This window comes from Streptomyces sp. TLI_185, assembly GCF_003814765.1.
Lineage (GTDB): Bacteria > Actinomycetota > Actinomycetes > Streptomycetales > Streptomycetaceae > Streptomyces.
On the sequence record NZ_RKRB01000001.1, the window covers coordinates 4686505 to 4700427 of the forward strand.

General features: G+C 70.9%; 12 protein-coding genes. 6 read left to right on the forward strand and 6 right to left on the reverse strand.

What is annotated here, in order from left to right:
- The first annotated feature begins 17 nt into the window (after positions 1–17).
- The 4 genes from EDD92_RS21460 to EDD92_RS21475 all read left to right on the forward strand — a co-directional run bounded on the left by EDD92_RS21460 (position 18) and on the right by EDD92_RS21475 (position 4599).
- Positions 18–2243 (forward strand): acetate--CoA ligase family protein, encoded by a 2226-nt coding sequence (locus EDD92_RS21460; RefSeq protein ID WP_123965825.1) that lies wholly within the window; start codon positions 18–20, stop codon positions 2241–2243.
- A complete protein-coding gene (locus EDD92_RS21465; RefSeq protein WP_185124087.1) occupies positions 2234–3034 on the forward strand; it encodes an enoyl-CoA hydratase-related protein in 801 nt (266 codons plus the stop codon). The genes EDD92_RS21460 and EDD92_RS21465 overlap by 10 nt, the downstream gene beginning before the upstream one ends.
- Positions 3035–3074: 40 nt before the next feature.
- Positions 3075–3686 (forward strand): flavin reductase family protein, encoded by a 612-nt coding sequence (locus EDD92_RS21470; protein ID WP_123965827.1) that lies wholly within the window; start codon positions 3075–3077, stop codon positions 3684–3686.
- Between the two features lie 136 nt (positions 3687–3822).
- Positions 3823–4599: a polysaccharide deacetylase family protein gene (locus tag EDD92_RS21475; protein ID WP_123965828.1), complete on the forward strand. Its 777-nt coding sequence runs from the start codon at positions 3823–3825 to the stop codon at positions 4597–4599.
- Positions 4600–4937: 338 nt separating this feature from the next.
- Here the strand turns inward: EDD92_RS21475 and EDD92_RS21480 are convergent, their stop codons facing one another.
- Positions 4938–6263 carry an MFS transporter gene (locus EDD92_RS21480; protein WP_399185442.1) on the reverse strand — a complete coding sequence of 442 codons (1326 nt, stop codon included), beginning with the start codon at positions 6261–6263 and terminating at the stop codon, positions 4938–4940.
- Positions 6264–6322: 59 nt separating this feature from the next.
- Between EDD92_RS21480 and EDD92_RS21485 the strand changes: the two genes are divergently transcribed.
- Positions 6323–7387 (forward strand): GlxA family transcriptional regulator, encoded by a 1065-nt coding sequence (locus tag EDD92_RS21485; protein WP_123965830.1) that lies wholly within the window; start codon positions 6323–6325, stop codon positions 7385–7387.
- On the opposite strand, the gene EDD92_RS21490 is transcribed toward EDD92_RS21485, so the two are convergent.
- The 3 genes from EDD92_RS21490 to EDD92_RS21500 form a co-directional block, all read right to left on the reverse strand.
- Positions 7384–8433 carry a Zn-dependent alcohol dehydrogenase gene (locus EDD92_RS21490; protein ID WP_123965831.1) on the reverse strand — a complete coding sequence of 350 codons (1050 nt, stop codon included), beginning with the start codon at positions 8431–8433 and terminating at the stop codon, positions 7384–7386. The genes EDD92_RS21485 and EDD92_RS21490 overlap by 4 nt on opposite strands.
- A complete protein-coding gene (locus EDD92_RS21495) occupies positions 8433–9581 on the reverse strand; it encodes an acyl-CoA dehydrogenase family protein (protein WP_123965832.1) in 1149 nt (382 codons plus the stop codon). The genes EDD92_RS21490 and EDD92_RS21495 overlap by 1 nt, the downstream gene beginning before the upstream one ends.
- A 135-nt stretch (positions 9582–9716) precedes the next feature.
- On the reverse strand, positions 9717–10628 hold the full coding sequence (locus tag EDD92_RS21500) for an SDR family oxidoreductase (RefSeq protein WP_123965833.1): 912 nt from the start codon (positions 10626–10628) through the stop codon (positions 9717–9719).
- 84 nt (positions 10629–10712) lie between these two features.
- Between EDD92_RS21500 and EDD92_RS21505 the strand changes: the two genes are divergently transcribed.
- Positions 10713–11639, forward strand: a complete 927-nt coding sequence (locus EDD92_RS21505; RefSeq protein WP_123965834.1) for a cyclase family protein — start codon at positions 10713–10715, stop codon at positions 11637–11639.
- Between the two features lie 404 nt (positions 11640–12043).
- Here EDD92_RS21505 and EDD92_RS21510 read toward each other — a convergent pair whose 3' ends face one another.
- Both EDD92_RS21510 and EDD92_RS21515 read right to left on the reverse strand, forming a co-directional pair.
- The gene (locus tag EDD92_RS21510) at positions 12044–12505 is read right to left on the reverse strand and encodes an ATP-binding protein (RefSeq protein WP_123965835.1); all 462 of its coding nucleotides are present in this window, start codon (positions 12503–12505) and stop codon (positions 12044–12046) included.
- Between the two features lie 487 nt (positions 12506–12992).
- Positions 12993–13922 carry an acyl-CoA dehydrogenase gene (locus EDD92_RS21515; RefSeq protein WP_123965836.1) on the reverse strand — a complete coding sequence of 310 codons (930 nt, stop codon included), beginning with the start codon at positions 13920–13922 and terminating at the stop codon, positions 12993–12995.
- Position 13923 lies beyond the last annotated feature (1 nt).

Sequence of the window (13923 nt, forward strand, 5' to 3'; positions counted from 1 at the left end):
GAGGAGCGGGCGGACCGATGCTTGGATCAACCCACGGCACCCTCACCACCGACTCCCGCCGGGCCCGGGTCATCGCCTGTGGCGAGCAACCCGGGCCCGCCGTCCACGGCAGGCCCGCCGAGGCCGACGACCTCGACGTCAGCGGCCTGCCCCTGTACGCCGACGTACCCGATCTGGACCGGTTCTTCCGGCCCGGGTCCGTCGCCGTGGTCGGCGCCTCGGACACCGAGGGGCGGCCCAACACCGGTATCACCCGACAGCTGGTGGCCTGGGCCGAACGTGTCGGGGCACGGCTGCACCCCGTCCACCCGAGCCGCCCGTCCGTCTTCGGCATACCCTGTTCCCCTTCCGTCGCCGACCTGCCCGAGCAGGTCGATCTCGCCGTACTGCTGATCGCCGATCCGCTTGCGGTGCTCGAGGAACTGGCCGAGGCCAAGGTGAAGTTCGCGGTCGTCTTCGCCTCCGGGTTCGCCGAGACCGGTGCGGAGGGTGCGGCCGCTCAGGAGCGCCTGACGGCGGCCGTGCGGCGCTCCGGGATGCGGCTGCTCGGACCCAACACCAACCTCAACGCCTTCGAGCGGTTCCGGAACGACCTCGACGGACCGGCCATCGCGCTCATCACCCAGTCCGGCCACCAGGGCCGGCCCGTCTTCTCCCTCCAGGAGCTCGGCATCCGGCTCTCCCACTGGGCGCCCACCGGCAACGAGGCCGACCTGGAGACCGCCGACTTCATCTCCTACTTCGCCGAGCAGCCCGAGGTCGGCGCCATCGCCTGCTACGTCGAGGGGCTCAAGGACGGCCGGTCCTTCCTGCTCGCCGCCGACCGGGCCGCCCGGCGCGGGGTGCCGGTCGTGGCCGTCAAGGTGGGCCGCACCGAGACGGGCGCCCGCACCGCCGCCTCCCACACCGGCAAGCTGACCGGTGCGGACACGGTGGTGGACGCGGCGATGCGGCAGTTCGGCGTGATCCGCGTGGACGGGCTCGACGAACTCCAGGACACCGCGGCCCTGTTGGCGCGCTCCCGGCCGCCGCGCGCGGACGGCGTCGTCGTGTACTCGATCTCGGGCGGCACGGGCGCGCACTTCGCCGACCTGGCGACCGAGGCGGGACTGCGGCTGCCGGTCCTCTCGGAGGCCAGGCAGGCCGAGCTGCACGAGTGGATACCGGACTACCTGAGCGTGGCCAACCCGGTCGACAACGGCGGGCATCCGGTCGGCGACTGGCGCGGCCGGAAGATCATCGACGCGATCCTGGACGACCCCGAGGTGGGCGTCCTGATCTGCCCGATCACGGGGCCCTTCCCTCCCCTCAGCGACAAGCTCGTCCAGGATCTGGTGGACGCGGCCGAGCGGACGGACAAGCTGGTCTGCGTCGTGTGGGGCTCCCCGGTCGGCACCGAGCCGGCCTACCGCGAGGTCCTCCTCGGCTCCTCCCGGGTGGCCACCTTCCGCACCGTCGCGAACTGCATCACCGCCGTCCGCGCCTACCTCGACCACCACCGCTTCACCGCCGGCTACCGCTCCCCCTTCGACGAGGCCCCCCGCACCACCTCGCCCTCCTTCCGCAAGGCGCAGGCACTGATGCGCCCGGGCCAGCAGCTCAGCGAACACGCGGCGAAACAGCTCCTGCGGGCGTACGGGATCCGCGTGCCGCGCGAGCAGTTGGTGACCAGCGCGGCAGCGGCCGTACGCGCGGCGGGTCTGGTGGGCTACCCGGTGGTGATGAAGGCGTCGGGTGCGCAGATCGCCCACAAGACCGAGCTGGGGCTGGTGAAGATCGAGCTCACCTCCGCCAGCCAGGTCCGTGACGCCTACCGGGAGCTGACCGACATCGCGCGCTACGAAGGCGTCTCCCTGGACGGCGTCCTGGTGTGCCAGATGGTCGAGCGGGGCGTGGAGATGGTCGTCGGCGTCACGCACGACGAGCTGTTCGGGCCGACCGTGACCGTCGGGCTCGGCGGAGTGCTGGTCGAGGTGCTGCACGACGTCGCCGTACGCGTGCCGCCCTTCGGCGAGGACCAGGCCCACGCCATGCTCGCCGACCTGCGCGGGCGGGCCCTGCTCGACGGGGTCCGGGGGCGCCCCCCGGCCGATCTCGACGCGCTCGTCGAAGTCGTCCTGCGGGTGCAGCGCATGGCGCTGGAACTCGGGGACGACCTCGCCGAGCTCGACATCAACCCGCTGATGGTGCTGCCCAGGGGGCAGGGCGCCGTGGCGCTGGACGCGCTGGCGGTGTGCCGGTGAGCGAGGAAACGTGGGTACGGCGGGAGAGGCGAGGCCAGGTCTCGTACGTCACCCTGAACCGGCCCGAGGCCCTCAACGCCCTCACTCCCGGCGGCCGGGACCGGCTGATCGACCTGCTGGCCGAGGCATCGGCCGATCCGGAGACACGGGCCGTGGTCCTCACCGGGACCGGGCGCGGCTTCTGTGCGGGCGCGGACCTGAAAGGAGGGGCGGTGACCGCCGAACGCCTCCCCGGCGACGTCGCCCGCACCCTCCGCCTCGGCGCCCAGCGCCTCGTCGCGGCGGTCCTGGACTGCGAGAAGCCGGTGATCGCGGCGGTGAACGGCACGGCGGCCGGCCTCGGCGCCCATCTCGCGCTCGCCTGCGATCTCGTACTGGCCGCGGAATCCGCGAAGTTCATTGAGGTCTTCGTCCGCCGCGGGCTCGTACCGGACGGCGGGGGCGCCTATCTCCTCCCCCGCCTGATCGGTCCGCACCGCGCCAAGGAGCTGATGTTCTTCGGCGACGCGCTCACGGCCGCCGACGCCGAACGCCTGGGCCTGGTCAACCGTGTCGTCCCGGATGCCGAGTTGGACAAGACGGCCCGCGAGTGGGCGGCACGTCTCGCCACCGGCCCCACGCGCGCCCTGGCCCTCACCAAGCAGCTCGTCAACGCCTCCCTCGACAGCGACCGGGCCACGGCCTTCGCCGCCGAAGCGGCCGCACAGGAGATCAACATGACGACCGAGGACGCCCAGGAAGGCGTTCGGAGCTTCGTGGAGCGCAGAAGCCCCGAGTACAAGGGCCGCTGACCTTCCCATCTGACGCTCCGTCAGCTTCAATGGAGGGGTGATGGGACACGCAGGAGCGGCAGCCGCCGCCGTCCGCTACCTCAGGTCGGCCGGGACCCCGGCACCCGTAGAAGCGCTGCCGCGCCCGGAGTTGCGGTGCGTCGGCGCGGACGAGCGCGCGCCGGTCGACCAGGCCGAGTTCCGGCGCGTCCTCGGCAGCTTCGCGACGGGTGTCACCGTCGTCACCGCGCCCGCCGCCGACGGCGAGGACGCCCCCGCCGGCTTCGCCTGCCAGTCCTTCTCGTCCCTCTCCCTCGACCCGCCGCTGGTCGCATTCATGGTCGGCCGTACGTCGACGACCTGGCCGCGTATCGCCCGCGCGGGCGCCTTCTGTGTCAACGTGCTCGGCGCCCACCAGGGCGATCTGTGCCGCGGCTTCGCGGTGAGCGGCGCGGACAAGTTCGCGGGGGTCGCCTACGACGCGGCACCGGTCTCCGGCTCACCGCGGCTGGCCGGTGCGGCCGCGTGGATCGACTGCACGATCCACGCGGTGCACACGGGCGGCGACCACCTGATCGTGGTGGGGCGGGTGGAGGCCCTCGGCGCCGACGCTGCCTGCGACGAGCCTCTCATCTTCCATCGGGGACGGTTCGGGCGACTGACTGACGGCTGAGCCGGCACACGTCGCTCGTACGCGGATCGCAGCCGAGGTCGCACCGCAGCTCGCTCGAAAGCGCTGCGCACACGTGTTCTATCTAACAGTCGAGGTCGCTGGGCAACCCTTCCGTCGCTGGAATCTTCTCCTTGAGGTGAAGATCCTGAAGAGGCGGCCTCGCCTGCTCATACTCCTGACCCTGGCGGTGGTGGCGGCCGTGACCGTGACCGTCGCCATGGTCATCCAGGCGAACAAGATGGAGACGCTCTCCCCGCGCGAGGAACGTGACCGGGCCGCGTCTGGAGCAGGCGTACCGTCGGGGCAGACGGACTGCCGGAAGGTCAAGTGCATCGCGCTCACCTTCGACGGCAACCCGGGCGAACCCACCGACCGGCTGATGGACCTTCTGAAGCGGTACAAGGCGCCGTCGACGTTCTTCCTTGAGGGCCGGCGCATCCACAAGTTCCCGGATGTGGTGCGGCGGATCGCCAAGGACGGCCACGAGATCGGGGACCACACCTGGACGCACGCGGTGCTGACTGATGTCTCTGATGCGCAGATCCGCGACGAGCTGCGCCGCACGGCACGGGCCATCTCCGGCATCACCGGCAGCGAGCCGACGCTCATGCGGCCGCCCCAGGGCCGCACCGACGACCGCGTCTCCAAGGTCGCGAAAGAACTGGGGATGGCGCAGGTGCTGTGGACGGTTACCGCGAAGGACTACGAGACGGACGACACCGCGCTGATAACCAAGCGCGTGCTCGACGGCGCCGGCCGCGACGGGATCATCCTGCTCCACCCGCTGCACAAGGGCACCGTGCCGGCCATGCCTTCCATCCTGAAGGCGCTCAGCAAGCAGGGCTACACCTTCGTGACCGTCTCCCAGCTGCTCGCTCCGGCCAAGGCCGAGCCCGGCAAGATCTACAAGTGACTGACTGGCATGCGGAGCGTCCGCCTCACGGGTCCGTCGCCACCACGGGAGCAGCGGCGCGTCGGGCCGCTCGTGTGGGTGGAGATCGACGCGCTCGTGCACATCGCGGACGGGATCATCAGCAGGCGATCGTCTGCCACGGGCCGGTTCGCGGGTTCTGGGATGGTCGGCCCAAGGCGTCTCGTAGGTTCCGCAACGTGAGGGAGGCGCATGGTGGATGTGCCGACATGGACGATCGAGCGGCAGATGCGACTGACTGAGCGGGCCGAGCTGCTGGTCAAGGCGCTGGCGGAGATTGACGCCGAGTCGGGCCGTATTTGCAGTAGAACCAAGCGAGTTCAGGATACGGCGAGCACGGGTGCCGTCTGCCTGCGCCGGATCACCAGCGCCATCAGCGCCGCCACCGCGCACAGCGCCCCGGACGCGTACCAGACCATGTCGTACGAGCCGAAGGTGTCCCGCGCAAGGCCCCCGAGGAAGGCGACCAGCGCGGCGCCGACCTGGTGGGAGGCGAGGACCCAGCCGAAGACGATCGCGCTGTCGTCGCCGTACTGTTCCCGGCACAGGGCGACGGTCGGCGGGACGGTGGCGACCCAGTCGAGGCCGTAGAAGACGATGAAGAACAGCATCGGCGGGTGGACGCTCGGGGCCAGGAGCATCGGCAGGAAGAGGAGCGAGATGCCGCGCAGGGCGTAATAGACCGCCAGCAGCCGGCGCGGTTCGAAGCGGTCCGTGAACCAGCCGGAGGCGATCGTGCCGGCCACGTCGAACACGCCGATGACCGCGAGCAGCGAGGCCGCCGCCGTGACGGGCATGCCGTGGTCGTGGGCGGCGGGCACGAAGTGGGTCTGGATCAGCCCGTTGGTGGAGGCGCCGCAGATCGCGAAGGTGCCGGCCAGCAGCCAGAAGGTGCCGGTGCGGGACGCCGAGAACAGGACCTTGACCGCACGGCGGGCGGCTCCGACCGCCGGCTCCGGCTTCGGCACGAACTCCTGGGCGCCGTACGGCTTCAGGCCCACGTCCGCCGGGTGGTCGCGCAGCAGCAGCCAGACGAAGGGGACGACCGCGAGGGCGGCGAGGGCCACCGTGACGGCCGCCGGGCGCCAGTCGTGCTTCTCGACGATCCAGGACAGCAGCGGCAGGAAGATCAGCTGGCCGGAGGCCGACGCGGCGGTGAGGATGCCGGTGACCAGGCCGCGCCGCTCGGTGAACCAGCGGTTGGTCACGGTCGCGGCGAAAGCCAGCGCCATCGACCCGGACCCCAGGCCGACCAGCAGACCCCAGCACAGCAGCAGCTGCCAGGCGGCCGTCATCCACACCGTCAGGCCCGAGCCGACCGCGATCACGGTCAGGGCCACGGCCACGACCTTGCGGATGCCGAAGCGGTCCATCAGGGCCGCCGCGAACGGGGCGGTGAGCCCGTACAGCGCGAGGTTGACGGAGACCGCGGCCCCGATCGTGCCGCGCGACCAGCCGAACTCCTGGTGCAGCGGGTCGATGAGCAGGCCGGGAAGTGAACGGAAGGCGGCCGCGCCGATGATCGTCACAAAGGTGACGGCGGCGACGAACCACGCCCGGTGGATGCGGGTGCGCGAGGATCGCCCGGTCTCCGGGGCCGTTTCGACTGCTGCGGGTTCGGTTGTCTGGGTCACGACATAGAGCATCCAGGCCGGAACCGAGCGCATCCACTGGCCCGGAGGACAGCATTCGCTAGGATCGGGCCATGAGCAGTGAGCCGGCTGACCCGGAGTTCCGCCCGCACCGCGTGGTCGTCCTCGCCCTCGACGGCCTGCTCCCCTTCGAGCTGGGCATCCCGCACCGCATCTTCGGGCGCCCCAAGGACGCCCGGGGACGGCATCTGTACGAGGTCGTCACCTGCTCGGCCCGGCCACCGGGCCCGGTGCAGACCGACGCCGACTTCGCCGTCCAGATCGAGAACGGCCCCGAGGCCCTGGCCACCGCCGACACGGTCATCGTCCCGGCGTCGTACGAACTCGGCCCGGTCTTCGAGGAGGGCGTCCTCACCGACGATCTGGCCATCGCCCTCGCGCTCATCCGCCCCGGCACCCGGATCGCCTCCATCTGCAACGGCGTGTTCGTCCTGGCCGCCGCCGGCTACCTGGACGGCCGGCCCGCCACCACCCACTGGGCGGAGACCGACCACTTGCAACGCCTCTTCCCGAAGATCGACGTCGACCCGAACGTGCTGTTCATCGACGACGGCGACATCCTGACCTCGGCCGGCGTCGCGGCCGGCATCGACCTGTGCCTGCACATGGTGCGCCGCGACCACGGCAGCGCCGTCGCCAACGAGATCGCCCGCCGCACCGTCGTACCACCGCACCGCGACGGCGGTCAGGCGCAGTACATCCAACGCCCGCTTCCCGAACCCCAGTTGGCGACCACGACGGGTGCGCGCGCCTGGGCCCTGGGCCGGCTGCACGAGCCGATCCAGCTCCGCGACATGGCCGCGCAGGAGTCCATGTCGGTACGCACCTTCACCCGCCGCTTCCGCGAGGAGGTCGGCGTCAGCCCCGGCCAGTGGCTCACCCAGCAGCGCGTGGAGCGGGCCCGACACCTGCTGGAGTCCACCGACCTGTCCGTCGACCAGGTGTCCCAGGAGTCCGGCTTCGGCACGGCACAGTCGATGCGGCAACACCTGCAGACGGTCCTCGGGGTCACCCCGACCGCGTATCGCCGTACGTTCCGCGCCGGGGCGCCGACCGGCGAGAAGGTGAGCAGCCAGAACCAGCAGGTGAACAGCTGGACCCAGAAGGTGAGCAGCTAGAAGGTGAGCACCCCCCTGGCCACCCGTCCCGCCTCCGCATCCGCCTTCGCCTTCTCGAAGTCCTCGATCGGGTACGTCTCGGTCACCAGCTCGTCCAGCAGCAACCGCCCCGCCCGATACAACTCCGCGTAGACGGCGATGTCCCGCTGCGGCCGCGAGGACCCGTACCGGCAGCCCAGGATGGACTTGTCGAGGTACATGGAGGAGACGAGGAAGGAGGCCTCCGCGGTCGCCGCGGGCACGCCCAGCAGCACCGCCTGGCCATGCCGGTCGAGCAGGTCGATCGCCTGCCGGATCAGTTCCACCCGCCCGACGCACTCGAAGGCGTGGTCGGCCCCCGTGGGCAGGATCTCCTTCACCCCCTGCGTCGACGTCAGGAAGTGCGTCGCCCCGAACTGCCGGGCCACCGCCTCCTTCGCCGGGTTCGCGTCGACGGCGACGATCCGCAGGGCGCCCGCGATCCGCGCGCCCTGGATGACGTTGAGCCCGATGCCGCCGGTGCCGATGACCAGCACGCTGTCCCCGCGGTCCACCCTCGCCCGGTTGAGCACGGCGCCCACCCCGGTCAGCACCCCGCACCCGATCAGCGCGGCGGCCGGCAGGGGGATGTCCTTGGGAATCCGGACCGCCTGCACGGCCTTCACCACGGTCCGCTCCGCGAACGCCGAGTTCGAGGCGAACTGGTAGACGGCCCGCCCGCCCTGCACGAACGGCCGCCCGGGACGCCCGATCGCCTGCCGGCACATCGTCGGCCGCCCCCGGTCGCACTCCGCGCAGGTACCGCAGTTGGCCAGCGTGGAGAGCGCGACGTGATCACCCACCCCCACATGCGTGACCCCGGCGCCGACGGCCTCCACCACCCCCGCCCCCTCATGCCCGAGCACCACAGGAACGGGGAAGGGTATGGTCCCGTCCACCACAGACAGATCGCTGTGGCACAACCCGGCTGCCGAGATGGCGACCTGCACCTCCCCCGGCCCCGGCTCCCGCACCTCCAGGTCGTCCACGACCTCGAGCCGCTTGCCGTCGAACACCACACCGCGCATCAGAAGACCCCCTTGGGCTCCCTGGGCAGGCCGAGCACCCGCTCGGCGATGATCGTGCGCTGGACCTGGTCCGAACCGCCGTAGATCGTGTCGGCCCGGGAGAACAGGAACAGCTGCTGCAACGAGTCCAGTTCGTACGGCGCCGTCGGCGACCAGTCCACCGGTCCGACCCCCGCCGCGGCCCCGCGCACCTGCATCGCCAGCTCCCCGAGCCGCTGATGCCAGCCGCCCCACAACAACTTGGCCACGCTGGACGCTCCCGCGTCCTGGCAGCCCCCCAGCGTCCGCAGGGCGTTCCACCGCATGGTCCGCAGCTCGGCCCACTGCCGCACCAGCCGCTCCCGTACGAGGGGATCGGCGACCGCCCCCGTTTTCACGGCGGCCCGCACCACCCGCCCCAACTCCTGGGCGAACCCGATCTGCTGGGCCAGCGTGGAAACCCCCCGCTCGAACCCGAGCAGGCTCATGGCGACCTTCCAGCCGCCCCCTTCACCCCCCACGACGTGCTCCACGCGCGCGCGTGCCCCGTCGAAGAAGACCTCGTTGAAGTCGCTGGTCCCGGTCAGCTGCCGAATGGGCCGCACCTCGATCCGCCCCGGCTGGTCCATGGGGACGAGGAGAAAAGTGAGCCCATGGTGGCGACGGGACCCGGGTTCGGTCCGGGCCAGCACGAAGCACCAGTCGGCCTCGTGCGCCAGCGAGGTCCAGATCTTCTGCCCGCTGATCCGATAACCCGCCCCGTCCCGCACGGCCGCGGTCCGAACCCCCGCCAGATCGGAACCGGCACCGGGCTCGCTGTACCCCTGACACCAGAGCTCGTCGCCGGCGGCGATCGGAGGGAGGAAGCGCGCCTTCTGGTCACTCGTTCCATGGGCGAGGAGGGTCGGGGCAAGCAATTTCTCCCCTATGTGCCCGGACCTCGCCGGAGCCCCCGACCGCGCGTACTCCTCGGCCCAGACGACCTGTTGGGTGAGGGTGGCGCTCCGGTTGCCGTATCCCCCTTCGGGCCACCCGATGCCGATCCAGCCGGCCTTCCCGAGAGCGCGCTCCCAGGAACGCCGGTCGAGCACGGGATCGGCATGCTCGGAGAGCCACGCCCGGGCTTCCGTCCGAAACACCTCATCCTCTGCGGTGAAAGCAAAGTCCACGGGGGGTCTCCTCATGACGCCGGTCGGGTGAGCGCCCCGAAGGGGCGCGGGGCTGTGACGATTTGCGGCTCCGCCGCGTGGGCGCGACCAGCCACAACGAACCCGCAGTCGCGACACAACAGGTCCCCCGAGTTCTTAGGCGTTCGGCCTGTCGCCCTGCGCGGCGGCGCGTTCCATCTCCGCCAACCGCTCAAGCATCGGCATCGGATCCACCCCCACCGCCCCCGGCAAAACCTCCGCAACCCGCTCAGGCGTCCAAGAACCCTCGGCATAAGCAGCCCGCAGCTCCCGCGGCTGAGCCCAGACCGCCAACTTCGGCCCGGCGATCGTGTACACCTGCCCGGTGATCCCCTGCTCCTTCGCACGGTCGGACAGCAGATACACGACCAGGGCAGCCACATCCTCCGGCTCCCCGATCTCCGTCAGCTCCACAGGAACGTTCGCCGACATCCGTGTACGAGCGACGGGCGCCACCGCATTGGCACTCACCCCGTACTTGTTCAGGCCCAGCGCAGCGCTCCGCACGAGCGAGATGATCCCGCCCTTCGCCGCGCTGTAGTTCGCCTGCGAGACCGACCCCTGATGATTGCCGCTGGTGAACCCGATCAAGGTGCCCGCCCGCTGCCCCCGCATCACCGCGGAGGCCGCCCGGAACACGGTGAACGTGCCCTTCAGATGGGTGGCCACGACCGGGTCCCACTCCTCCTCGGACATGTTGAACAGCATCCGCTCGCGCAGGATCCCGGCGACGCACACCACGCCGTCCAGCCGCCCGTACGTCGAGACCGCGACGTCGACCACCCGCTGCCCGCCGGCCATCGTGGACACGTCGTCGGCCACCGCGACGGCTTCCCCGCCCGCCGCCTCGATCTCCTTGACGACGCCCTCGGCGACCTCGCTGGTGGGCGAGGCCCCGTCAATGGCGACCCCGTAGTCGTTGACGACGACCTTCGCCCCCTCGGCCGCCGCGGCCAGCGCCACCGCACGGCCGATGCCCCGTCCGGCGCCCGTCACGGCGACGACCTTGCCTGCCAAGAAGTTCCCCACGTCCGGCCCCTTCCCGCGGTTTCTGACGGACCGTTAGATTTTATGACCCGCCAGATACCTGGAGACAAGCCCCGGGGAGAGCCGATGTCGATGCCCGCCGAGTTCGACGAGATCGCCAAGCGCGTGAACAACTGGGGCCGTTGGGGCGCCGACGACGAGATCGGCACCCTCAACCTGATCACCGACGAGGTCGTCCGCGAGGCCGCCGCGACCGTCCGCACGGGCCGCCGCATCCCCCTCGCGTTGCCCCTGCAGCAGGACGGTGTGCAGACCGGGATGATCCCGGGGCGGGTCAATCCCCTGCACGCGATGGTGCAGATCAACCAGGAGCTGTTCGGCCCGGGGTCGGTGGCGTGCAGCGACGACGCCGTGACCATGGGGCTGCAGGCCGCCACCCACTGGGACGCACTGCCCCATGTCTCGCACTCGGGCCGGCTCTACAACGGCCGCCCCGCCGGCACCATCACCCCGCACGGCGGCGCCGAGTTCAGCGGCATCGACAAGGCACGGCACGTCGTCTCGCGCGGGGTGCTGCTGGACGTGGCACGCGCGCGTGGCGTCGACCGGCTGGAGGGCGGGCACGCGGTCACCCCCGAAGACCTGGAGGCCGCCGAGGAGATGGCCGGTACGCGCGTGCGTGCCGGTGACGTCGTGCTCGTACGGACCGGGCAGATCCAGGTCTGTCTCGCCGGGGACAAGCACGCGTACGGCCATCCCTCCCCGGGCCTGTCGATCCGCACCCCGGAGTGGTTCCACGCGCGCGACGTCGCCGCCGTCGCGAACGACACCCTCACGTTCGAGATCTTCCCGCCCGAGATCGAGGACCTGTGGCTGCCCGTGCACGCGCTCGACCTGGTGGAGATGGGGATGCTGCAGGGCCAGAACTGGAATCTCGAAGAGTTGTCCACAGCCTGTGGAGAAACCGGCCGGTACGCGTTCCTGCTGTCCGCGATGCCCGAGCCCTTCGTCGGCGCGACGGGGACTCCGGTGGCCCCCGTCGCCATCCTGTGAGGTTCGCCGACCGGCGGCGCGGTGCTCCCGCCCCGAGCACGGCACCACGCACCGCCGACCGACTCGGCGCACCCTCCCCCACTCTCGACTTCGCTCGAGCGGGGGGGGGACCCCCATCGGCTCCTCCTGGCCCTGAGGGAGCCGACGCCGAATCACGATCCGCACTCGTCGAGGGCTCCCGTCACCGAAGCCCTCGTCGTCCCCTCACGGCGAATCGCTGACCACAAGCGTGATCAAACGGACACGATGCGTCAACACCCGTGCGGGGATTTATTACTTAAGCCCAATTTGTCGCGGGCGCGCACAGAAGCACATCCCGGCGCATCGCCTCAGCCGGCCAGGGCGTGAGAGCGGTTTCTGCGACCGTGCACCGGAGCTGACGGATCTTCGGCAGCCGTGCGCGGTCACACCGCCTCGAAGGCCAGCCCCTCGTACGCCGTTGCGCCGCCCACGCAGGCCTCCGCGCTCTGCCGGGTCTGTGCGCAGCGGTCGAGTTCGCACCAGATGCGCTTGCCTGCACCCTCGGGGCTCCAGCCCCAGCGGTCGGCGAGACCGTCGACGAGGGCGAGGCCGCGGCCGCCGGTCGCGTCACCGTCGGCGCACCGGGGCACGGGGGCGCGGTCACTGCTGTCGGCCACCTCGAGGCGGACGGTGGCCGATTCGGCGGCCACGCCAGGCAGGGAGAGTCGCAGCACGGCCGGACACCCGGTGTGCACAACGGCGTTGGTGACCAGTTCGGAGACGAGCAGGATCAGCGTCTCGGCGAGCGGCTCGTCGGCCTCTATCCCGGACCCGGCAAGGCGGGAACGCGCCCACCGCCGGGCTCGCCCCACCTCAGCGGGGTCGGGCCGGACTTCCAGCTGCACCTGAAGCACCTGCACCGCTCACACCATCCGAACCGGCGGACACATGACCTCGCGCCACGCGCGCACCGCAACGAGGGCCACGATCGTAGCCATTTTCTGCATGACCAGAACAACAGCCAGTGCAGAGCCCAGAGCAAGGGTCACGGAACGTGAATCCCTTAAGAGACAGCATGGTTGACGTACAGTCACCCCAACAAGCGCTTCGGGCATATTCCAGCGCGAAGGAGTACCCGTGCGGCATACTGTGCGACGCTCATTGCGGGGACTCGAACAGGCCAGTTCCGGCATCACCCCGGGGGCAACACCGGTACGGCTCATGCTCGGAACCACTCGCATCCCACAGAAGGTACCGGAGCGGGACGCCGACTCCAGGACGTGACGGGTCACGCATAGGACACAACCCGATATCAACGCTCCGTAATTCCGGTATGCCACAATCCGCGACAACTGCGGGGGCGGCTTCCCCGACATCCCAGGCCGGAGCCGTTCAGGCCACCAGATCGGCCGCAAGCAGCTCCTCACTCTCCGTGACTCCACCACCACGTTGCGCCCGCACCCACGCCCGCTTCAGATGCAGATGCACCTCGGAGTCCCAGGTGAAGCCCATGCCGCCGTGCACCTGGAGGCAGTCGCGGGCGCCGCGCACGGCGGCCTCGTCGGCGAGCAGCCGGGCCGCCGCGATGTCGGTCCGGTCGGCGGTGACGGCGGCCGCGTAGACCGCGGCGCGGGCCACCTCGGCACGCACCAGCATCTGCGCGCACAGGTGCTTGACCGCCTGGAAGGCCCCGATCGGCTGCCCGAACTGCTCGCGCGTCCGGGCGTGTTGCACGGCCAGCTCGCACACACGCGTGGCCGTGCCGAGCTGCTCGGCGGCGGTGAGGAGGACGGCGACGGGATCGGTGCGGGCGGGTGCCGGCACCCGATGCAGAGGCGTCAGCGGATCCACCGACTTCAGGGGTGCGGCCCCCTCTGCACCCGGCCGCACCACATCCGCCTCCGCCAGCCACTCCACGAGCCTGCCGTCGGCGGCGGCCACGACCGTCTCCCCGGTGGCCGCACCGGGCACCTCCCCGGCCGCAAGATGGGTGGCCACCAGCGGCCCGGGCACCAACGCCCGCCCGGCTTCCTCGAACACCAACACGGCTTCGGGCAACCCGAGTCCGACTCCGCCGTCCGCTTCCGGCAACCGCAGCGAGAAGAACCCAAGCTCTCCGAGGCCCTGCCACAAAGCCCGATCGAGACGTAGCTGCGCACCGCCGGGCTGTGTAACGCCGGTCAGGGGCGCGGGGCTGTATGAATCAGCGGCTCCGCCGCGGGGCGCGACCAGCCACGACGAACCGTTAGACGCCCGACGACCAATCGCGGCTCGCACGGCCCCGCGCAACGCCCGCTGCTCCTCCGTCAGTTGAAACCGCACC

Bases quoted from the DNA above. Each gene is read 5' to 3' on its own strand.
- EDD92_RS21460 (WP_123965825.1), top strand. From the start codon at position 18: ATGCTTGGATCAACCCACGGCACCCTCACCACCGACTCCCGCCGGGCC.
- EDD92_RS21470 (WP_123965827.1), top strand. From the start codon at position 3,075: ATGGGACACGCAGGAGCGGCAGCCGCCGCCGTCCGCTACCTCAGGTCG.
- EDD92_RS21480 (WP_399185442.1), bottom strand. From the start codon at position 6,263: ATGCTCTATGTCGTGACCCAGACAACCGAACCCGCAGCAGTCGAAACG.
- EDD92_RS21485 (WP_123965830.1), top strand. From the start codon at position 6,323: ATGAGCAGTGAGCCGGCTGACCCGGAGTTCCGCCCGCACCGCGTGGTC.
- EDD92_RS21490 (WP_123965831.1), bottom strand. From the start codon at position 8,433: ATGCGCGGTGTGGTGTTCGACGGCAAGCGGCTCGAGGTCGTGGACGAC.
- EDD92_RS21505 (WP_123965834.1), top strand. From the start codon at position 10,713: ATGTCGATGCCCGCCGAGTTCGACGAGATCGCCAAGCGCGTGAACAAC.